Annotated in this window: 18 protein-coding genes; 13 read left to right on the forward strand and 5 right to left on the reverse strand. The window is 68.8% G+C overall.

The genetic code is table 11. The features are described 5' to 3' along the window. Window positions 1-4 precede the first annotated feature (4 nt). From HMH01_RS07915 to HMH01_RS07945, 7 genes are all read left to right on the forward strand, one after another. Window positions 5-2,149, forward strand: coding sequence for a PqqD family peptide modification chaperone (locus HMH01_RS07915; protein ID WP_171324073.1), 2,145 nt, complete (start codon window positions 5-7; stop codon window positions 2,147-2,149). Then, complete coding sequence (locus tag HMH01_RS07920; RefSeq protein ID WP_171324075.1) at window positions 2,142-4,184, forward strand: preprotein translocase subunit SecA; 2,043 nt, start codon at window positions 2,142-2,144, stop codon at window positions 4,182-4,184. Before HMH01_RS07915 ends, HMH01_RS07920 begins: the two co-directional genes overlap by 8 nt. Further along, the gene (locus HMH01_RS07925; RefSeq protein WP_171324077.1) at window positions 4,181-4,978 is read left to right on the forward strand and encodes a hypothetical protein; all 798 of its coding nucleotides are present in this window, start codon (window positions 4,181-4,183) and stop codon (window positions 4,976-4,978) included. Before HMH01_RS07920 ends, HMH01_RS07925 begins: the two co-directional genes overlap by 4 nt. Next, window positions 4,975-5,856 carry a hypothetical protein gene (locus HMH01_RS07930; protein WP_171324079.1) on the forward strand — a complete coding sequence of 294 codons (882 nt, stop codon included), beginning with the start codon at window positions 4,975-4,977 and terminating at the stop codon, window positions 5,854-5,856. The genes HMH01_RS07925 and HMH01_RS07930 overlap by 4 nt, the downstream gene beginning before the upstream one ends. Beyond that, window positions 5,843-6,856, forward strand: coding sequence for a radical SAM protein (locus HMH01_RS07935; protein ID WP_216366771.1), 1,014 nt, complete (start codon window positions 5,843-5,845; stop codon window positions 6,854-6,856). Before HMH01_RS07930 ends, HMH01_RS07935 begins: the two co-directional genes overlap by 14 nt. A gap of 124 nt (window positions 6,857-6,980) precedes the next feature. After that, the gene (locus tag HMH01_RS07940) at window positions 6,981-7,700 is read left to right on the forward strand and encodes a SapC family protein (protein WP_171324081.1); all 720 of its coding nucleotides are present in this window, start codon (window positions 6,981-6,983) and stop codon (window positions 7,698-7,700) included. A 10-nt stretch (window positions 7,701-7,710) separates the two neighbouring features. Continuing rightward, entirely contained in the window at window positions 7,711-9,222 is a 1,512-nt protein-coding gene (locus tag HMH01_RS07945; protein ID WP_171324082.1) for a tryptophan 7-halogenase, read from the forward strand. Between the two features lie 8 nt (window positions 9,223-9,230). On the opposite strand, the gene HMH01_RS07950 is transcribed toward HMH01_RS07945, so the two are convergent. Genes HMH01_RS07950 through HMH01_RS07965 form a run of 4 tightly spaced genes read right to left on the reverse strand, consistent with a single transcriptional unit; the run spans window position 9,231 to window position 11,687 of the window. Further along, window positions 9,231-9,707: a DUF6505 family protein gene (locus HMH01_RS07950; RefSeq protein WP_171324084.1), complete on the reverse strand. Its 477-nt coding sequence runs from the start codon at window positions 9,705-9,707 to the stop codon at window positions 9,231-9,233. Further along, window positions 9,704-10,426 (reverse strand): biotin/lipoate--protein ligase family protein, encoded by a 723-nt coding sequence (locus HMH01_RS07955; RefSeq protein ID WP_171324086.1) that lies wholly within the window; start codon window positions 10,424-10,426, stop codon window positions 9,704-9,706. The genes HMH01_RS07950 and HMH01_RS07955 overlap by 4 nt, the downstream gene beginning before the upstream one ends. Next, complete coding sequence (apbC, locus tag HMH01_RS07960) at window positions 10,423-11,487, reverse strand: iron-sulfur cluster carrier protein ApbC (protein ID WP_171324088.1); 1,065 nt, start codon at window positions 11,485-11,487, stop codon at window positions 10,423-10,425. Before apbC ends, HMH01_RS07955 begins: the two co-directional genes overlap by 4 nt. Next, window positions 11,484-11,687: a DUF6494 family protein gene (locus HMH01_RS07965; RefSeq protein ID WP_171324090.1), complete on the reverse strand. Its 204-nt coding sequence runs from the start codon at window positions 11,685-11,687 to the stop codon at window positions 11,484-11,486. Before HMH01_RS07965 ends, apbC begins: the two co-directional genes overlap by 4 nt. Window positions 11,688-11,781: 94 nt before the next feature. Between HMH01_RS07965 and HMH01_RS07970 the strand changes: the two genes are divergently transcribed. After that, entirely contained in the window at window positions 11,782-12,585 is an 804-nt protein-coding gene (locus HMH01_RS07970; RefSeq protein ID WP_171324092.1) for a cytochrome c family protein, read from the forward strand. 33 nt (window positions 12,586-12,618) lie between these two features. Here the strand turns inward: HMH01_RS07970 and HMH01_RS07975 are convergent, their stop codons facing one another. After that, a complete protein-coding gene (locus tag HMH01_RS07975; protein ID WP_171324094.1) occupies window positions 12,619-14,559 on the reverse strand; it encodes a 4Fe-4S binding protein in 1,941 nt (646 codons plus the stop codon). 241 nt (window positions 14,560-14,800) lie between these two features. Between HMH01_RS07975 and HMH01_RS07980 the strand changes: the two genes are divergently transcribed. From HMH01_RS07980 to HMH01_RS08000, 5 genes are all read left to right on the forward strand, one after another. Continuing rightward, on the forward strand, window positions 14,801-15,361 hold the full coding sequence (locus tag HMH01_RS07980; protein ID WP_246237292.1) for a DUF3305 domain-containing protein: 561 nt from the start codon (window positions 14,801-14,803) through the stop codon (window positions 15,359-15,361). Further along, window positions 15,358-15,972, forward strand: a complete 615-nt coding sequence (locus HMH01_RS07985; RefSeq protein WP_171324096.1) for a DUF3306 domain-containing protein — start codon at window positions 15,358-15,360, stop codon at window positions 15,970-15,972. The genes HMH01_RS07980 and HMH01_RS07985 overlap by 4 nt, the downstream gene beginning before the upstream one ends. 96 nt (window positions 15,973-16,068) lie before the next feature. Next, window positions 16,069-16,686, forward strand: coding sequence for a molecular chaperone TorD family protein (locus tag HMH01_RS07990; RefSeq protein ID WP_171324098.1), 618 nt, complete (start codon window positions 16,069-16,071; stop codon window positions 16,684-16,686). Between the two features lie 23 nt (window positions 16,687-16,709). Then, complete coding sequence (locus HMH01_RS07995; protein ID WP_171324100.1) at window positions 16,710-16,904, forward strand: twin-arginine translocation pathway signal protein; 195 nt, start codon at window positions 16,710-16,712, stop codon at window positions 16,902-16,904. A 100-nt stretch (window positions 16,905-17,004) separates the two neighbouring features. Next, entirely contained in the window at window positions 17,005-19,914 is a 2,910-nt protein-coding gene (locus HMH01_RS08000) for a formate dehydrogenase subunit alpha (RefSeq protein ID WP_171324102.1), read from the forward strand. Window positions 19,915-19,922 lie beyond the last annotated feature (8 nt).

Raw genomic sequence — 19,922 nt, forward strand, 5'->3', positions numbered from 1 at the left:
CCCGATGCGCGGATCCTTCCTCTCGCAGGACTGGTATCGCGTCGCCGGGCTGAAGCCGCGGCTGCGCGCGCATGTCGAGTTGCACCGCCAGCGGTTCCGCGGCGATGTCTGGTACATCGTGCAGGATCTGCACACCGGCAAGTATCACCGCATCAGCCCGGCCGGAAACCTGATCGTCAGCCACATGGATGGCAGGCGGTCGGTCCAGAAGCTGTGGGAACTGGCCTGCGAGCGGTTCGAGGACGATCCGCCCAGCCAGGGCGAAGTGATCCGCCTGCTCTCGCAGCTGCATGCCGCCGACCTGATCGCGGGCGACACCCCCCCCGATCTGGAGGAGCTTGGCCGCCGGCATCACACCCAGGAACGCCGCTCGATGCTGGCGCGGCTGCGCAATCCGCTGGCGCTGCGCTTCCCGCTGTTCGACCCCGACCCGTTTCTCGAGGCGACGGTGGCGCTGGCGCGCCCGTTCTTCACCGTCTGGGGCTTCGTCGCCTGGCTTGCGCTGATCGTGGCGGGCGTGGTGCTTGCGGTAATGAACTGGGCGCCCCTGACAGAGGACGTGGTGGACCGTGTGCTGTCGGCGCAGAACGTGCTGCTGCTGGCGCTCGCCTTCCCGCTGGTCAAGGCGATCCACGAGTTTGGCCATGCCTATGCCGCCAAGGTCTGGGGCGGAGAGGTGCACGAGATCGGGCTCATGTTCCTCGTGTTCATCCCGGTTCCCTACGTTGACGCCTCCAGCTCTGCCGCCTTCCCCGAAAAGACCCGCCGCGCGGTCGTGGGCGGCGCCGGCATCATGGTCGAGCTGGCGCTGGCCGCACTTGCGCTGATCCTGTGGCTGAACGTCGAGCCGGGGCTGGTCAGCGCCTTCGCCTTCAACGTGATGCTGATCGGGGGCGTGTCCACGCTGCTCTTCAACGGCAATCCGCTGCTGCGCTTCGACGGCTATTTCGTGATGGCCGACCTGGTCGAGATCCCGAACCTGGGCGTGCGGTCCAACAAGTATTTCTGGTACCTGGTCCAGCGCTACCTGCTGGCCGTGCCGTCGGCCGAGAACCCCGTGACCGGGCGGGGCGAGCGTCCATGGCTGTTTCTCTACGCGGTCGCGGCGTTTCTCTACAGGGTCAGCATTTCGATCGCGATCTCGCTTTTCGTGGCGCAGAAGTTCTTCTTCATCGGCATCATCCTTGCGATCTGGGCGCTGGCGAACGTGTTCGTGATGCCGCTCTTCAAGGGCGTGCAGTTCCTTCTGTCGGGTGAGGCCCTGCGCGGCCGGCGCGGGCGCGCCTGGGCCGTGACGGCCGCGCTGGGGGGGCTGGCGGGCCTTGGGCTTTTCGCGATGCCGGTGCCGCACCGGACGCTGGCCGAGGGCGTCGTGCTGCTGGAGGAAGACCAGATCCTGCGCGCCGAGGTCGAGGGTTTCGTCGCCGCCGTCCCGCAGGCCGACGGTGCGGTCGCGCCCGGCGCCCCGCTGGTCACGATGGAGGATCCGACGCTTTCGGCCGAGACGCGGCTGGCCAGCACCCGGCTCGAGGAAATGCGCCTGCGTCTTGGCTCGGTGATGCCGAGCAACCAGAGCCAGGCCAACGCGCTGCGCGAACAGGTGCGCTTTCTCGAGCGGCGCCTTGCCTATTACCAGGCGCGGGACCGCGCGCTGAACATCGCAGCCCCCCGCGCGGGCGAGGCGCTGATCCCGGTGGCGGCCGATCTGACCGGGCAGCTTGTCCCGCAGGGCAGGGTGCTGGGCTATGTGCTGGCCGATGGCCCCCCGCGCATCCGGGTGGCGGTGCCGCAGGCCACGGCCGAGCTTGTGCGCCAGGACACCCAGGGCGTGGCCGTGATGCTGCGCCGGGATCTCGACCGTGCCTTGCCGGCCCGCATCATCGCCGCCGCCCCCGAGGGGCAGCGGATGCTGCCCTCGCCCGCGCTCGGGTCCGAGGCCGGCGGGCGTTTCGCGCTCGATCCGTCCGACCCCGAACGGTTGCGCACGGTCGAAAGCCTGTTCCTGTTCGACGTCGCGCCCGACGGCTTTCCTGGATCGCCGATGGTGGGAGAGCGGGTGCTGGTCCGCTTCGATCACGGGGCCGAGCCGGTCGCCTGGCGCATCTGGCGCGGGCTGCGGCAGCTGTTCCTGCGGCAGTTCAATGTCTGACATCGCCGCGCCCCGCCTGCCGCCCGCCCCGTCGCGCCCCGCGGCCCGGCTGCCCGATATCCTCGACTATGCCGAGCGTCCGGAGGTCGAGGAAACCGGCTTCGACGTGCTGGGCCAGCGGGCGCTTGGCGTGGTGGTCGCCTGGGGGGGCGGGCTGCGGGCGCGGCGGCTGCGCGCCATCGTGCCGGCCACGGCCGCGAAGGCCAGCCATTTCGCGGCCCTTGACGATACCGGGTTGCGGGCCGAGGCCGCGCGGCTGCGCGTGGCGCTGCGCCGCGCCGCGTCCGAGCCGTCCCGCCTGCCGGTCGCCGTGACCGGAGAGGCATTTGCCCTGGTGCGCGAGGCTGCTGCGCGGACGCTTGGCCTGCGCCCCTATGACGTGCAGATCATGGGGGCCTGGGCCATGCTGCGCGGGATGATCGCTGAAATGCGCACGGGCGAGGGCAAGACGCTTTCCGCGTCCCTCGCCGCGGCCACCGCCGGGCTGTTCGGCGCCCCGGTCCATGTCATCACCGCCAACGACTACCTGGCCGAACGCGACGCCGAGGAACTTGGCCCGCTCTACCGGTTTCTGGGGCTCTCGCAGGGGCTGGTGCTGCCCGGCCAGGATGCCGCGGCGCGCCGCGCCGCCTATGCCGCCGACGTGGTCTACGGCTCGAACAAGGAAATGGCCTTCGACTACCTGCGCGACCGCATGGCCCTGCGCAAGCGGCCCGGCAACCTGATGCGCAAGCTCGACCGGCTGACGGGCGGCGCCACCGGAGAGCCTGCGCGGATGCGCGGCCTGCATTTCGCCATCGTGGACGAGGCCGACAGCGTGCTGATCGACGAGGCGCGCACGCCGCTCATCATCTCGGGCGAGGAGGAGCGGCAGGCCGGCCAGGATCCGGCCCTGTTCCAGGCGGCGCTGGACGCGGCCCGGCTGCTGACGCAGGGGACGGACTTCCGCCTTCAGCCCGACGATCACCGGGTGGAGCTGACCGAGACCGGGCGCGACCGGCTGGAGGACATGGCCGAAGACGGCGGAGAAACCGGGGGCGCCTTCCGCGTCGCGGCGATCCGCGAGCACATGGTCACGCAGGCGCTGACCGGGCTGCACCTGTTCCATCTGGATGACGACTACATCATCCGTGACGGCAAGGTGCAGATCGTGGACGAGTTCACCGGCCGCGTGATGGCCGACCGCAGCTGGTCGGACGGGTTGCAGCAGCTGATCGAGCTGAAGGAAGGGCTGGAGATCACCCTGCCACGCCGGACCATGGCGCGGATAAGCTACCAGCGCTATTTCCGCCGCTACCGGCACCTGTGCGGCATGACCGGAACGGCGCGCGATGCCTCGGCCGAGCTGTGGGCGGTCTATCGCCTGTCCGTGGCAAGGATCCCGACCCACCGCCCCGAGGCGCGGGTCTTTGCGCGCGACCGGCTGTTTGCCCGCGAAGAGTCGAAGTGGCAGGCCATAGGCCGCCGCGTGGCCGAGTTGCAGGCGCAGGGCGTGCCGGTCCTGCTGGGCACGCGATCCGTGGCGGCATCCGAGAAGGGTAGCGCCGCGTTGTCGCTGCTGGCCATCCCGCACGAGGTGCTGAGCGCGCGCCAGGACGCCGAGGAAGCGGCGATCGTCGCCCGTGCGGGACAGCGTGGCGCGGTAACGGTGGCGACCAACATGGCCGGGCGCGGCACCGACATCAAGCTGGGCGAGGGGGTGGCCGCGCTGGGCGGGCTGCATGTCATCCTGGCCGAACGCCATGACAGCCGCCGCATCGACCGCCAGCTCGAGGGGCGCTGCGGGCGGCAGGGCGATCCGGGCCGGGTCGAGGCATTCCTCTCGCTGGAAGATGACCTGATGCGCGGCTCTTCCGCCGCCTTGGGCCGTCGGCTCGCGCGGGTGGCGCTGGCCCTGTCGCCGCGCGCGGCGGCGGGCCTGATCCGCCTGCGCCAGCGCCGGATCGAGCGTAGCCACGCCCGGGCGCGCCGCGACCTGCTCAAGGCGGACCGAAGCCTGGGCGAGATGCTGGCATTCTCGGGGCAACTCGAATGAGCGCCCCGGCCGGGATCGAGGCGCCGGAAGGCGACGCCAGGGCCCTGCTCGACGCGCTGTCGGGTGTGGAACGGCCCTGGCTGGTCGAACGCTCGGTCCGGGTGGCGGGCACGACCCTGCGCCCGGGGCGCTTCCTGGTCAGCTTTCCGCGCGGCGCGCTGGGGCCGGGCCCTTCGCGGGTGCTGCGCGGCATCTGCATGGACCTGGGGCTGGAGGAGCAGGCCTTCGCGCCGCTCGACGCGCTGCAATCCGCCGCCGTGTCGGTGCATTTCGGCTTCGAGCCGGAGCCGGGCGGCGCGCGCGTCAAATGCTATCTCGAGTTTCCCGCCGATGCGCGCCCAGAACGCGATGCGGTGTTCCTGGCGCTGAAATGGAAGCCGGGACAGCAAGGACACCATGTGCTGACCCGCTACCTTGCCCGCGACGGCCTGCGGCCCGACGCGCAGGCCGCGCTGATCCGCGATATCGTGGAGGCGGGCGCGCTGCGCGACCTGATGCTCGGCGCGCTGGACCTGGCGGGCACAGCGCCGGGGCTGCGCCTGCTGGAGGTGGTGGAGGACGCAAACCCCCGCCGCTCGGTCGATCTGAACCTCGCCGATGCGCGGATGACCCTGGAAGCGGCGGGCGACCTGTTGTTGCCGGTCATGGGGCCTGCGCGCGGTGGGCGCGCCTATCTCGACGCCCATGCCGGCGACCGGCTGGGCCATGTCGCGGCGGGCACGGGCCGTGATGGCAGGCCCTTCTTCACGCTCTATCACGGCGCGCGCCGCCTGCATGCCGGAGAGCCCGCATGAACTGGCGGCTCGAAGATCGGCTCGAGGCGGCGGAGGCGCGTGACGCCCCGCTGGATTTCTGCCAGTGGCCCTATGAGCGGCCCGTGGCCCCCGCGCCCGACGCGCTGCGGACCTCGGCGCTGCTTTACAAGTCCTTCGCGCTGGCGGGGGTCTCGGGCCGGATGCTTGAATTCTGCGACGCGCTGGTCGCAAGGCTGGGCCGCTTCCGCACCGTCTGGGGTATCAAGTGGGCCGACGGCCGGCTGAGCTGGGAGTTCTATTTCTACGATTACGCCCGGATGGAGCGCCGCTTCGGCATGGGCGATTTCATCGACCTGGCCCGGCCCTTCTTCCCGGTCACGGCGCCCGCGCTGGACGGCGTGCCGCATTTCATGTTCTCGGTCGAACTGGATGCCGCGCTGATCGCGGGGCAGGGCGCGCTCGACCGGATCGACATGTACATGGGCAATCCCGGCAGCGCGGTTTCCTCGGGGATCTGCTATGGTGTCTCGCGGCAGGGATGCGAGATGCGGAATTTCTACTTCTTCTTCGATGCGCGCAGCCAGATGCAGGAGGTGCGCGAGAAACTGGTCTCCAACGCCCATCTGCCGATGCGGCAGCTGGAGCTTGACCGCCTGCTCTGGCCACGGATGAAGGATGCACAGATCGTCGTGGTGGCGAACAAGCGGTGGAACGACGGGCTCTATTTCTCGCGCATCGGGATCGATCCCCTGGTCCATTTCCTCGAGCGCCTGCGCTTTCCCGAAGGCCTGACAGGCTTTGCGCGCGAAAGCCGCGACCGGCTGGCGCATCACCTGTTCGATGTGGGCTATGACCATGCGCCGGGGACAGGGCGCGATCCGGTCCTGCTGAAGGGAAGCATCTATGGCCTGCTCTGACGACCCGGCGGGCGACGCGCCGATCCTGCGCAGGCTAGATGCGCCGGGGCTGCGGCTGGGCCTGACCGCGCCCCCCGAAGCCGCACCCGGCGAAAGGCTGTCGCTGCGCGATCACGCCGACTACGTCTCGATAACGATGGAGTTCCGCTGCAACCTGCGCTGTGTCCATTGCATGATCGAGGGCACGATGGACCGGCTGAAGCCGGCGCCCGACGACCTGTTCGCGCGGGTGCTGGCCGAACAGCACGCGAGCGGGCGCTGGAAGGGGCTGGTGCTGACCGGGTCCGAGATCACGCTGCGCCGCGACCTGCCCGACCTGGCCCGGGCCGCGCGCGAGGCGGGGTTCGAAAGGATCCGCATCCAGACCCATGGCATGCACCTTGCGCGGACCGATTACGCCGACCGGCTGCTGGCGGCGGGGGTCAACGAGTTCTTCGTCTCGGTCGCGGGATCGGATCGAGAGAGCCATGACCGGATCACCGCCGTGCCGGGCGCCTGGGACAAGATGCTGGCGGGGATGGAATATCTCGACCGGCAGGACGGCGTGCGGCTTATCACCAATACCGTGGTCACGGCGCTCAGTCACGAATTGCTGCCCGGGATCGTCGATCGGCTCTCGCACCTGGAGCGGCTGGTTCAGATGGAGTTCTGGACCTATTTCCCGATGGCCGAGACGGACGAGAAGGGATTGTGCGCCCGCCATGCCGACATCCTGCCCCACTTGCGCGCGGCGATCCTGCGGGCCCGGGCGCTGGGCCGCTTCGTCGAGGTGAAGAACTTCCCCGAATGCCTGCTGGGCGATCTGCGGGATGCGCTGGTGAACGCCCAGCCCACGCTGATCATCGACCCCGAGTTCTGGACCGAGTTCGACCGCAACGGATTCTACCGCTGCGTGCACCAGGCGGAATGCGGCTCGAAGGAGTGTCTTGGCCTGACGCCCGCCTATGCCGCCCGCTTCGGCTGGGAGGAAGACCGGCTCACGCCGTTTCCCAAGGGCTGATCGGTTCCGGAAATGGTGTGAAAAGTCATGTATCTGTCGCGAATTCCTGTTTGAACCACATGGCCACCGGGTTAGCCTGCGGCGCAGCGAAGATTTCGAATTCAAGAACCAGGGAGCACACAGAATGGCCAAGCAATTGATGATCTACGAGCGTGCGGTGCCCATATCCTCCGACCGGCATCGCGACTGGTCGGTCAAGGTCGGCGACAGCTATGCCTTTGCCCGCGAAGTCAATTCCGTGCCGCTGCTGGCGGCGGAATTCCTTGCCGCCGCGCCCGAGCACACGATCGTCTTTGCCGGTGACGGCGATGCGGTGTTCCCGACCGTGATCCTGGGCACGCAGGACAAGCAGAACGCCTTCATCGGGACCGATGGCGCGTGGTCGGGCAAATACATCCCCGCCTTCGTCCGGCGCTATCCTTTCGTGTTCGCCCGTTCTGAGGACGGCAAGACCTTTACACTGTGCATCGACGAGGAATTCGAGGGCTTCAACAAGGACGGCCGCGGCGAGCGGCTGTTCGATGCGGATGGCAAGCGCACCCAGTATCTCGAGACGATGCTGACCTTCGTGCGCGAGTACCAGGCGCTGTTCGAGCGCACCCAGCTGTTCTGCAAGCGCCTGAAGGAAAACAACCTTCTCGACCCGGCGCAGGCACAGTTCAAGCTGCCCTCGGGCGAGTCGCGGTCGCTGGCGGGCTTTTTCACCATCAACCGCGACCGGCTGAAGGAACTCGCCCCCGAGAAGCTGGCCGAGATGGTGCGCACCGACGAGCTGGAGCTGTGCTACGCGCATCTGCACTCGTTGCGCAACCTTCAGCCGATGGCCGAACGCGCCGCCGCCTGAGGCACGGACCGTGACGGAAACCGGATCCGGGGCGGGTCGGCCGCTTCGGGTGCTGATCGTCGGCGGCGGCTCTTCCGGCTGGATCACCGCCGCCACGTTCCTGCAACGATTGAACGCCGGGGGGCACCCGCCGGTGGCGATCAGCCTGATCGAGTCGCCCACCACGCCCCGCATCGGCGTGGGCGAGGCGACGATCCCCACGATCCGCAACCTGCTGAAGGGCGTGGGCCTGTCCGAAGCCGCCTTCCTGCGCGGATGCGAGGCGACGTTCAAGCACGCGATCCGCTTCGACGACTGGGCGGGGCCTGGCAGCCGCACCCTGCATCCGTTCCACCGTCACCAGTCGCCGCTGCTTGATGGGGCGCTCGGGGCCTGGCTTGCGGGGCCGCGGGCGCGGCCCTTTGACGATCTCGTCAGCCTGCAAGGCGATCTGATCGACCGCAACCTGGCGCCGCGCGGCCTGTCCGATCCCGACTATGGCGGCGCGATCCCGTACGCCTATCACATGGATGCCGAGATGTTCGGCGACCTGCTGGCCGCGCATTGCGCCGCCCGCGGCGTCACCCATCTGCGCGGCCATGTGACCCAGGTGGCGCGGCGCGAGGACGGCTCTGTCTCTGCCCTGCGGCTTGAGGATGGCCGCCTGATCGAGGCGGATCTCTATGTCGACTGCACCGGGTTCCGGGCGCTGCTGGCCCCGGACCAGACGGACTGGATCGACCAGTCGGATCATCTGCTCTGCGACCGGGCGGTTGCGATGCGGGTACCGAATGCCGAAGGGGCGGTGCCGCTGCCCTTCACCCGGGCCCGCGCGCTGTCGGCGGGCTGGTGCTGGGACATCGGGCTGCAAAGCCGCCGGGGCAGGGGCTATGTGTTCTCTTCGCGCTTTCTCTCGGACGAGGCGGCAGAGTCGGAACTGCGCGCCGACGAGGGGCCGGGCTGCGCGGGCATCCCCGCGCGGATCGTGCGTTTCCGCGTCGGCCGCCGCGCCGCGCCCTGGGTCGGCAACGTCGTGTGCATCGGCCTGTCGGCGGGATTCCTCGAGCCGCTCGAGTCAACCGGCCTGTTCCTGTCCGACTTTGCCGCCCGCGCGCTGTGCGAGTTCTTCCCGCGTGGCGCCGATCCGGCGGCCATGGCCGGGCTTGCCTGGCGTCACAACCAGCTCATGGGCGAGTTGCACGACACCATTCTCGATTTCATCCTGTTCCACTACGCGGTCGCCGGGCGGCGGGATACCGAGTTCTGGCGGCAGGCCGGCGATCCTGCGCGGCTGACCCCGCAGCTGGCCGGGCTGATGGAGGTCTGGCGCAGCCGCCCGCCGTCATTCGCCGATTTCTCGCAGCGTTTCGCGCCCTTCAGCCACCAGAATTACGAATTCATCCTGGCGGGCAGCAGCCCGGGCTACGGCAGGGCCGGACCCGCGCCCGTCGTGCCGCCCGAGCTGGAGTTTCAGCGCCGCAAGCTTGTGACAAGCCTGCCCGGCCACGCCGAGCTGATCCGCGCGCTGAGCGCCGCGGGCTGAAGCGGGTCTCAGTCCACCTCGCCGTGGATGGCCAGTTGCGTCAGATCCGTCATGTCCGCCTCGATCACGCGGTACTGCTCGCGCACGCCGGCTTCTGTCAGTTCGCGGTGCACGGTCAGAAGCGTGTTGGGCGCATGGTCGTCGCACATCTCCTGCATCTGGGCGATCTCCTCGGCGGCGACGGGGCGCGCCGCTTCAACGCTGGGCGCGCCGTAGAGATCCACGAAATGCCGCGCCAGCGCCTCGATCAGCGCGTCGCGTTCGGCCGGCTCGATCCGCGTCACCGCAACGAATGTGGCCCGGCCAAATGTCTCCACCCCCAGCCAGCCGTTGGCGAAGGCCTGCCGCGCCTTGCCGGTCAGGTCGGCCTCGGCCCAGTTCGAGAATTCGAACCCGCCGCTGATCGCCCATTCCCCGGTACGGGCGGGTCGGTGAAACACGTTCATGTCGCTTTCGTCGAAATGGATCGTGCGCGCGAGGTTCATGGCGTCTGCCTTTCCAGAAGCTCTGTCAGCGGTATGAGTTTCGTGCCATCGGCGGTCCTGAGCAACAGGCCGAAGGCGTCGTCCGTGCCCAGAAGCGTGCCGCTCACCGCGCGCCCCTCCAGGGTCTGGGTCGTCTCCTCGCCCCGACCGTACAGCGTGCCGATCCACTCGGCATGCAGGGGCTTGGGGCCCTCTTCCTCCCAGCGGTTGAGCCAGACCAGCATGTGGCGCGTCCAGCTTTCCAGAAGTCGTGGCGGGTCGAGATCGCCACAGCCTTCGGCATAGAGCCCGGTCTCGTCGGGCGTCTCGCCCGGTGCAAGCGGCGGCGGCACGAAGCGCAGGTCGAGCCCCACCACCAGCCAGTCCGGCACAGCCCCGGGATCAGAAGTGGAGGCCGCCATCCTGAGCCGCCCGCAGCGCCCGCCATTCACGCGGATGGTCCCGTTCCATTCCAGGTGCAGCGCGACGCGGGGCGGGGCCAGCACGCCCAGCGCATTGGCAAAGCCGGTGCCGCAGACGACCAGCATCTGGGCCGCCTGCGAGAGCGGCACCTCGGGGGCGAAGACGATCGCCGCTTCCAGCGCGTCGGGGGCCTCGACGTAAACGACCGTGCCCCCGTCCACGCCTTCCCGCGCCATGGCGATCGCCGTGCCGAACGCATCCTCGCGCACGGCGCGCCCCGTCAGGAGCGGCGGAAAGCTGGGCGCGGTCGCGGTCATGCGACGCCCTTGTCCATCAGCGCGCGCGCCACCTTGCGGAAGGCCTGCGCCTGCGGGCTGTCGGGCTTGGACACGACGATCGGCGCGCCGCCATCGCCGGCCAGCCGGATATCCAGATGCAGCGGGATTTCCGCCAGCAGGGGCACGCCCAGCTTTGCCGCCTCGGCCTGCACGCCGCCATGGCCGAAGACATGCTCCTCATGGCCGCAGTTCGAACAGATATGCGTGCTCATGTTCTCGATCATGCCCAGGATCGGCGTGTTCATCTTGCGGAACATGTCGATGCCCTTTCGCGCGTCCAGAAGCGCCACGTCCTGCGGCGTCGAGACGATCACCGCCCCGTCCACATGCGCCTTCTGGGTCAGCGTCATCTGCACGTCGCCGGTGCCTGGCGGCAGGTCCACGATCAGCACGTCGAGCGCGCCCCACTGCACCTGGTTCATCATCTGCTGGAGCGCGCCCATCAGCATCGGTCCGCGCCAGACCACGGCCTCGTCCTCGCGGGTCAGAAGCCCGATCGACATCAGCGTGACGCCATGGTTCCGAAGCGGCAGGATCGTCTTGCCGTCGGGGCTGGCGGGACGGCCGGAAATGCCCAGCATCCGCGGCTGGCTCGGCCCGTAGACATCGGCATCGAGCAGGCCCACGCGCCGCCCCTCGGCGGCAAGTGCCGCGGCGATGTTGGCGGCCACGGTGGACTTGCCGACGCCGCCCTTTCCGGACGCGATGGCGATGATGTGGTTGACGCCGGGGATCTTCTGCGGGCCCTGCGGTTCGGACCGCCGCGCGGTCAGTTCGGGCGGCGCCTTCTGCTGGGCATGGGCGGTCATCAGCGCCGAGACGCTGACGACGCCCGGCAGCGCCTCGACCGCCGCCTGCGCCTCGGCGCGGACCGGCTCCATCGCGCTGGCGCGGCTGCCGTCGATCTCCAGCACGAAGCGGACCTTGCCCTCTTCCAGGGTCAGCGCGCGCACGATGCCCGCCGCCACGATGTCGGACTTGGTGAAGGGATCCTCGATCTTCGACAGGGCCGCCAGAACGGCCTCGCGGGTCACGCTCATTCGTCCCGCCCCGCGATCTTGCCGGTCACCACATGGTTCAGGTCGATCCCGTCCACCGTCAGCACCATCTTCGCCTCGAAGCTCTTGCCCGCGGTCGCGTCCACGCCCGCCTTGCGCATCGCATCCTCGATCGCCTGCTGGGAGGTCACGCCCACCTGCTTGAGGAACTTGCGCATGGACATGTTGAATTCGTCGCTCATCGTCTGGTCCTCCTGTGACCGGTTATTTCCTTTTGACGCGGCAGGTGGCCTGCTCTTACCCTCACCCACGCCCTAAACGGACCGGTTCGCGCCAATGCTCGCTCGCTTCAAGATGGGCCTTCTGGGCCTCGTTTTCAGCCTTTCCGCCGGCGTCGCGGCCGCGCAGCAGAAAAGCTTCACGCTGGTGGTCGCGCCCGAACTGTCCGGCTCCGGGCTTCTCGACTACATGCTTCCGCGCTTTGCCCTCAAGACCGGAATCCGCCCGCAGGTCGTCGTTCGCGACGCGGACGGGGCCGAAAGCGGCGAGGACGTGCTGCTGGTGGCGCGCAGCGACATAGCGGGCGCCGCGGACACCGCGCGCGTCTTCGACGATGCCGAAGGGCGCGCCTATCACCTGACATTGACCGGGCAGGCGGGCGAGGGCGCCGCCCATGGCGCTAGCTTCGCCGAGTGGCTTCGTTCCGATGTGGGGCAGAAAACCGTCGCGGCCTATGCGCCAGACGGGGCCGCGCTGTTCACCGCGACCGCGGGGCAGGTCGAGACGGTAGAGCAGATCGTCTATCCCGGCGATCCGGCGCGCGGGGCGGAATTGTCGCAGCTTCATTGCGGGCGCTGCCATGTGGTCGATCCGGCGAAACGCTACGGCAGCCTGGGCTCCACCCCATCCTTCGGCGCGCTGAAGGCCATGGCGGACTGGGACTACCGTTTCCAGGCCTTCTACGCGCTGAACCCGCATCCATCCTTTACCCTGATCGACGGGGTCACGCCGGATTTCGACGAAACCCGGCCGCCGCCCATCGTGCCGGTGCGGCTGACGCTGGACGAGCTCGACCACATCCTTGCCTTTGTCGCAGGGATGGCTGCGGCCGATCTGGGCGCACCGGTTCAGTCCAGGTAGGGCGGGCAGGCACATCGGCGGGGCCGGTCCGGCTCAGTTGAGATAGTCGTCGGTGGTGCGCACGCGTGGGCGCGGCCCCATCGCGAAGGGGTTGTCCTGCTCGTGGAACTGCGCGCGGACCCGGCAGTCGTCGCACATGCGGATCATCCGCCCCTGCGCGCTTTCGGCAAACATCGGGTGCTTGCCTTCCAGCCGCTCGACAATGCGCTCGATGGTGGATCTCACGCCGAATTCCTTGCCGCATTCGATGCAGGGATAGGGCTCTTCCTCGTGCAGAACGCGCTGCGACAGGGCCGCGTCCGACAGGTCCATCTGCGGGACCAGCGCGATCGCCTGTTCGGGGCAGATCGTGGCGCAGAGCCCGCATTGCAGGCAGGCATCCTCCTGGAAGCGCAGCTGCGGCTTGTCGGGATTGTCGCCCAGCGCGCCCGATGGGCACAGGCCCGCGCAGCTCAGGCACAGCGTGCACTTGTCTGTGTCGACCAGCACCGCGCCATAGGGCGCGCCCGCGGGCAGCGGGACCGGCGCGTCCGTGTCGGGGCGCAGCGCCCTGAGCGCCAGCCGCGCCACGTCGCGCCGCCCGCCAAGGGGCAGCACCGGGGCGCACAGCGTGTCGGCCTTGCCCCCGTAAAGCGCGTCCGACAGCGCGTCGGGGTCGTTCAGGTCCAGCAGCCGCACATGCTCCGCGCCCAGCATCGCGGTGGCCAGCGCGGTTTCCCGTTCCAGCGCGTCGCGCTCGGTTTTCGGGGCCAGCAGGATGTCCACCGCGCCAAAGCCCGAGGCAAGCGCCGCCAGCATCTCGGCATGGCCGAAGCCCGAGATCGTCTCGAGTTCCATCGGGATCACGTCCGCGGGCAGGCCACGGCCGTAGCGCGCGGAAAGCGAGATCATCTCGGCCCCGAAGTCGCCGTCATGGACCAGCAGCCGCGGGGTGCCGCCGCCCGCGTTGCGATAGGTCTCGGCCAGCAGCCGCATCCGGCGGAACAGCGTCTCGGGGGTGGGCATGTCGTAGGAAATGGCGCCGGACGGGCACAGCGCCGAGCAGGCGCCGCAGCCCGCGCAGATCAGCGGGTCCACCGCCACATGTTCGCCGGCCGGGCTGATCGCGCCCGTCGGGCAGATGTCGAGGCAGTTGCTGCACCCGGTCTGGCCCGCCCGCGAATGGGCGCAGAGCGATTCCTCCAGCCGGACGTAGATCGGCTTCTCGAATGTGCCGACCATGTGCGAGGCGTCGAACACCGCCCGCGCCACGCCCAGCGCGTCGCCCGGATCGGCGCGCAGGTAGCCGTCGCGCTTGTGGGGCGCCGGAAACAGCGGCGTGCCGCCCGACAGGTCCAGGATCAGGTCGCAATGCGAGGTTCCGCCGTCGCGGGGTGCGCCCAGCGCGAAATCGCCGCGCCCGCCCGGTTCAAGCTGGCGCAGCGCGTCGATCACCACCTCGAACCGGCCGAGGCTGCCGCGCGCCTTGCGCAGCCGGCCGGTGATCATGTCATGGCTGCGGGTCAGCGGCAGCGCCGCCCCCTCGGGCAGAAGCAGCGTCACGGCCAGGTGCCCGGCCAGTCGCGCGGCCGCATCCATGGCCGCCTCGCCCGCGCCGATGACAAGGCAGGTGCCTTCGGAAACGACATCCAGACTGCGCGCGGCCGGCTGAACGAGCCCCGCATCGGCGACCAGCGCCGCCATCTTGGGCGTGGTGTCCGCCTTGCCGTCGGTCCAGCCCGCGCGGTCGCGGATATCGACGAACGAGGGGGGCTCGGCGCCCGTCTCCTCGGCCAGTTCCTCGAAGACGGCCCGCTCCTGCTGGCAGGCGATGCGGCAGGCGCCGCCCTCGATCAGTTTCGCCGCCTCGCCCAGCTGATCGGTGCAGAGCGCGGTGAACACGCGCGAGCAGGGCAGGCCGGTGGCGCGTTCCAGCGCCGCGCCGTCGATCTGCTGGGTGCCGTTGCAGTCGCACAGGACCAGTTTCTCGGACATGTTCTCTCCCCCGTCGCCGGGCGTGCCGTCCGTGGCCTGCGGACCCCGCCCCGATGCGCCTGTCAGATACCCATGATCCGAGGCTGGCGTAAAGGGCTGCATGCAACTCGTGCCCCGGTCCGGGGGCGGGGGGCGCATTTTCCCTCTGGAATGCCGGGTTTGCCGGGCCTACTCTCGGGGTGATGCGGGCGCGGTATGCAATTCGCGCCGCGCAGGCAACCTGGGGGGAGAGCGGGTCGTCATGGTGTCACGGCACGAATCCATGCCGGTGGGGGTGGTCATCCGGCGTACGCCCGGCGTGACGCGCTGGGCGAAATACGCGTGGAAGGGCGTTTCGGCGCTGCCGGGCGCACCCGATGAGGTCTGGCGCGAGTTGCGCAGCGACGGAGAGGTTGTCGACATCCATGTCGGCACCCGACCGCTGGAATTGTGGCGATCGGAGGCGGAGGCCTACCTGGCGGCGTTGTCCTCCGAGGTGCCCTCGATCTTTGCCGTGCTGCGCAAGGTTCCCGGCGCGCCCGCGGATCGGCCCTTCGACCTGCTGCTGGTCACGGCATCGCCCTACGAGGCGCAGGACTATACCGAGGGCGGCGACGAGATCGTGGAGCAGATCCCGATGCCCGACGCGGTGCGCGCCTGGATCGGCGCCTTCGTCGAGGCGCATTACGAGGAAGAGACATTCGTGAAGCGTCGCCGCGACAAGCGGGCGGAGCGGCACGAGGATGGGCGCGGCGATCCGCGCATCCAGCAGCCGGGCGATGTCTATCGCTCGCCGGGCGCCCTGCGCCGGAGGATGGAATGAGCGCGCGCAGCGGCGATTTCTGGAGCAGGCGCAAGGCCCGCGTCGCCGCCGAGGAGGCGGCCGAGGCCAAGGCCGCCGAGGCCACCGAAGAGTCCCGCGACCGTGACGCGCTGGAAAGCATGCCCGACGAGGAGGCGCTGGAAAAGCTGGGCCTGCCGGACCCGGACACGCTTCAGGCGGGCGACGATTTCTCGGCCTTCCTGCGCGGCGCCGTGCCCGAACGGATCCGGCGCCGGGCGCTTCGCAGGCTGTGGATCAGCAATCCCATCATCAACGCCCATGACGGGCTGACGGATTACGCGGACGACTACCGTGCGATGGCCGAGGCGTCCTCGGGGGTGGTTGCGACTGTATACCAGGTCGGCAAGGGGCTCTTGCCGAAGGTGCTGGCGGACGAGGCGGCGGCGGCACCCGCGCAGTCGGCGCCCGCTGCCCGGCAAGCGCCGCCCGAGCCGGCAGCGGAGTCGCCGGCGGACGGCGCCGAAAGCCCGAAAGGCAAGGTCGAGACGCCTTCCGCCGGGCCGGACGCGGAAGCGCCCGCAACCGCGGAGCAGGCGTCGGCCGAGACGCTGCCCGCGCCGCGCAGGATGCGCTTTCATTTTTCGGACTGAGGCGGATTTTTGCTGGACATCCGCATGCGGTTGCATACAAACTTTCATCCAAATCGGATCCGCATTGAAGCGGACTGAATCGCGAGAGGGGAAACGGTGACGGCAGGAACTGGGCATTTCGACATACCCGAAGAAGACATCCTCCGCGCCAACCTTTATGACTTCCTGAGCATAACGCTAGCCAGACCGCCCGGACAGGCGGTTCTTGACCGCTGCGCGGGGCTTGAGGGCGACGCGACGCCGCTGGGCGAGGCGGTGCAGGCGCTGGCAAGGATCGCGTCGTCCACCAGCCCGCGCGCCGCAGAGCGCGAGTTCAACGGTCTGTTCATCGGGCTGGGCCGGGGCGAGGTGCTGCCCTATGCCAGCTACTACATGACCGGTTTCCTGAACGAGAAGCCGCTTTCGGTTCTGCGCAACGACATGGCGCGGCTCGGGATCACCCGCGCCCCGAACGTGTTCGAGCCCGAGGACAACATCGCCAGCCTGTTCGAGATGATGGCCGGCCTGATCCTTGGCCGTTTCGGCGATCCGGCCAGTCTCTCGGCGCAGCGCGACTTCTTCAATCGACATGTCGGCCCTTGGGCCGAGCATATGTTCTCTGACCTCGAAGGGGCGAAATCCTCGGTCTTCTATGCCGCTGTCGGCAGGATCGGTCGCACCTTCGTGGGCATCGAGAAAGAGGCTTTCCGCATGATGGCGGAGGCCACGGCATGAGTACTCAAAACGGGAGGAACCAGATGAGCACGAAGGAAGAGAAGGTGGCCTCGGGCCGTCGCGATTTCCTCAAGCTTGCAGCGGTGGCGGCACCGGCGGCAGCCGCGGGCGTCACGCTGGGCGGCACCGAAGCGGCCGCCGATACCGCAATGGCCGGGGGGGCCGGCCTGCGGGATACGGAGCATACGCGCGCCTATTTCGAAAGCGCCCGCTTCTGAGGTGACGGGCGCGCGCCGCCGACCGCAGGGTCGGGTGCGCGTCCCCTGGGATCTGGCGGGAGCGGTGCAGAGCCGGGCCCGCGAAGGGAGAGAAAAGACAATGCTCAGGAAAAAGACGAACGGCGTTGCGCGCAGGTCGCATCGGGCCGGACTTCTTCAGAACGTGGCCGGCACGACCGTCGACCGGCGTGGCTTCCTGCGGGGCTCGGGCCTTGCGATCGGGGGGCTTGCGGCGCTTGGCGCGACCGGCGGGACCGTCACGAAGGTCAGCGCGCAGCAGGCCGTGAACGGCGCCGTGCAGACCGTCAAGTCGATCTGCCCGCACTGCTCGGTCGGCTGCACCGTGGTCGCGGAAGTGTCGAACGGCGTCTGGGTCGGGCAGGAGCCCGGCTGGGACAGCCCCTTCAACCTGGGCGCGCACTGCGCCAAGGGCGCCGCGGTCCGCGAGCATGCCCATGGCGAGCGGCGCCTCAAGTACCCCATGAAGAAGGTCAACGGCGAGTGGACCCGCATCTCGTGGGAAGAAGCCATCAACGAGATCGGCGACAAGATGCTCGAGCTGCGTGAGCAGAGCGGGCCCGACTCGGTCTACTGGCTGGGCTCGGCCAAGCACAGCAACGAGCAGTCCTACCTGTTCCGCAAGTTCGCCGCCTACTGGGGCACGAACAACGTGGACCACCAGGCCCGGATCTGCCACTCGACCACCGTGGCCGGGGTTGCGAACACATGGGGCTACGGCGCCATGACCAACTCCTACAACGACATCCACAAGTCGAAGGCGATCTTCCTGATCGGCGGCAACCCCGCCGAGGCGCATCCGGTTTCGCTGCTGCACATCCTGAAGGCCAAGGAAGAAAGCAACGCGCCGCTGATCGTCTGCGATCCGCGCTTCACCCGCACCGCGGCCCATGCCGACGAGTATGTGCGCTTCCGCCCCGGTTCGGACGTGGCGCTCATCTGGGGCATCCTGTGGCACATCTTCGAGAACGGCTGGGAGGACCGCGAGTTCATCCGCACCCGCGTCTGGGGAATGGACCAGATCAAGGAGCATGTGAAGCAGTGGAACCCGGCCGAGGTCGAGCGTGTGACCGGCGTACCCGGCAGCCAGCTTGAGCGGGTCGCCCGCACGCTGGCCAACAACCGCCCCGGCACCGTGATCTGGTGCATGGGCGGCACCCAGCACCACAACGGCAACAACAACACCCGCGCCTACTGCGTGCTTCAGCTTGCGCTGGGCAACATGGGCGTCAGCGGCGGCGGCACCAACATCTTCCGCGGCCATGACAACGTGCAGGGCGCGACCGACTTCGGCGTGTCCTCGGACTCGCTGCCCGGCTACTACGGCCTGGCCGACGGTGCCTGGGCCCACTGGGCCCGAGTCTGGGGCGAGGATCTGGACTGGCTGCGCTCGCGCTTCGACGTGATGCCGGGCGCCGGGCCCGAGGGCAAGGACCGCATGATGATCAACGAGACCGGGATCCCCGTGTCTCGCTGGATCGACGGCGTGCTCGAGGATGCGGCCAACATCGATCAGCCGGACAACGTGAAGGCGATGGTGTTCTGGGGCCATGCGCCGAACTCGCAGACCCGCATGACCGAGATGAAGACGGCGATGGAAAAGCTCGACCTGCTGGTCGTGATCGATCCCTATCCGACCGTCTCGGCCGTGCTGCACGACCGCACCGACGGCGTCTACCTGCTGCCCGCCTCGACCCAGTTCGAGACCCGCGGCTCGGTGACCGCGTCGAACCGGTCGCTCCAGTGGCGCGACAAGGTGTTCGAGCCGCTGTTCGAAAGCCTGCCCGACCATGTCATCATGACGAAGTTCGCCAAGAAGTTCGGCTTTGCCGACCGCATGCTGCGCAACTACGCCATGGACAGCGAGGACGAGCCGAACATCGAGGACATCACCCGCGAGTACAACCGCGGCATGTGGACGATCGGCTATACCGGCCAGTCGCCCGAGCGGCTGAAGCTGCACATGGCCAACCAGCACACCTTCGACAAGACGACGCTGCGCGCGGTGGGCGGTCCGGCCGATGGCGATTACTACGGCCTGCCCTGGCCCTGCTGGGGTACGCCGGAGATGAACCATCCGGGGACCGCGAACCTCTATGACATGTCGATGCCGGTCAGCCAGGGCGGCCTGACCTTCCGCGCCAATTTCGGGCTGGAGCGGGACGGCCAGTCGCTGCTGGCGGATGGCGTCGCCTCTGTCGGGTCGGAGTTGCAGGACGGATACCCCGAGTTCACCATGCAGATGCTGATGGAACTCGGCTGGGACACCGACCTGACCCCCGAAGAGCGTGCGGTGATCGAGCAGATCGGCGGCGACAACATCGGCGCGGTGAACTGGAAGACCGATCTTTCGGGCGGTATCCAGCGCGTCGCGATCGCCCATGAGTGCGCGCCCTTCGGCAACGCCAAGGCGCGGGCGGTGGTCTGGACCTTCCCGGATCCGATCCCGCTGCACCGCGAGCCGCTCTATTCGAACCGGCGCGACCTGGTGGCGGATTACCCGACCTATGCGGACAAGAAGTTCTGGCGCGTGCCGACCATGTACGAGTCGATCCAGAAGAACGACTTCAGCCAGGATTACCCGATGATCCTGACCTCGGGTCGCCTGGTCGAGTACGAGGGCGGCGGCGACGAGAGCCGGTCGAACCCGTGGCTGGCCGAATTGCAGCAGAACATGTTCGTCGAGGTGAACCCGCGGGACGCCAACGACCTGGGTCTGCGCGACGGCGCCGATGTCTGGGTCGAGGGCCCCGAGGGCGGCAAGGTCAAGGTCATGGCCATGGTCACCGAGCGCGTGGCCCCGGGCGTCGCCTTCATGCCCTTCCACTTCGGGGGGCACTACCAGGGCGAGGACCGCAGATCGAAATACCCCGCGGGCGCGGATCCGTATGTGCTGGGCGAAAGCACCAACACGGCGCAGACCTACGGCTACGACTCCGTCACTCAGATGCAGGAGACGAAAGCCACGCTCTGCAAGATCTGGGCAGCGTAAGGGAAGGG

Source organism: Halovulum dunhuangense (assembly GCF_013093415.1).
Taxonomy (GTDB): Bacteria; Pseudomonadota; Alphaproteobacteria; order Rhodobacterales; family Rhodobacteraceae; genus Halovulum; species Halovulum dunhuangense.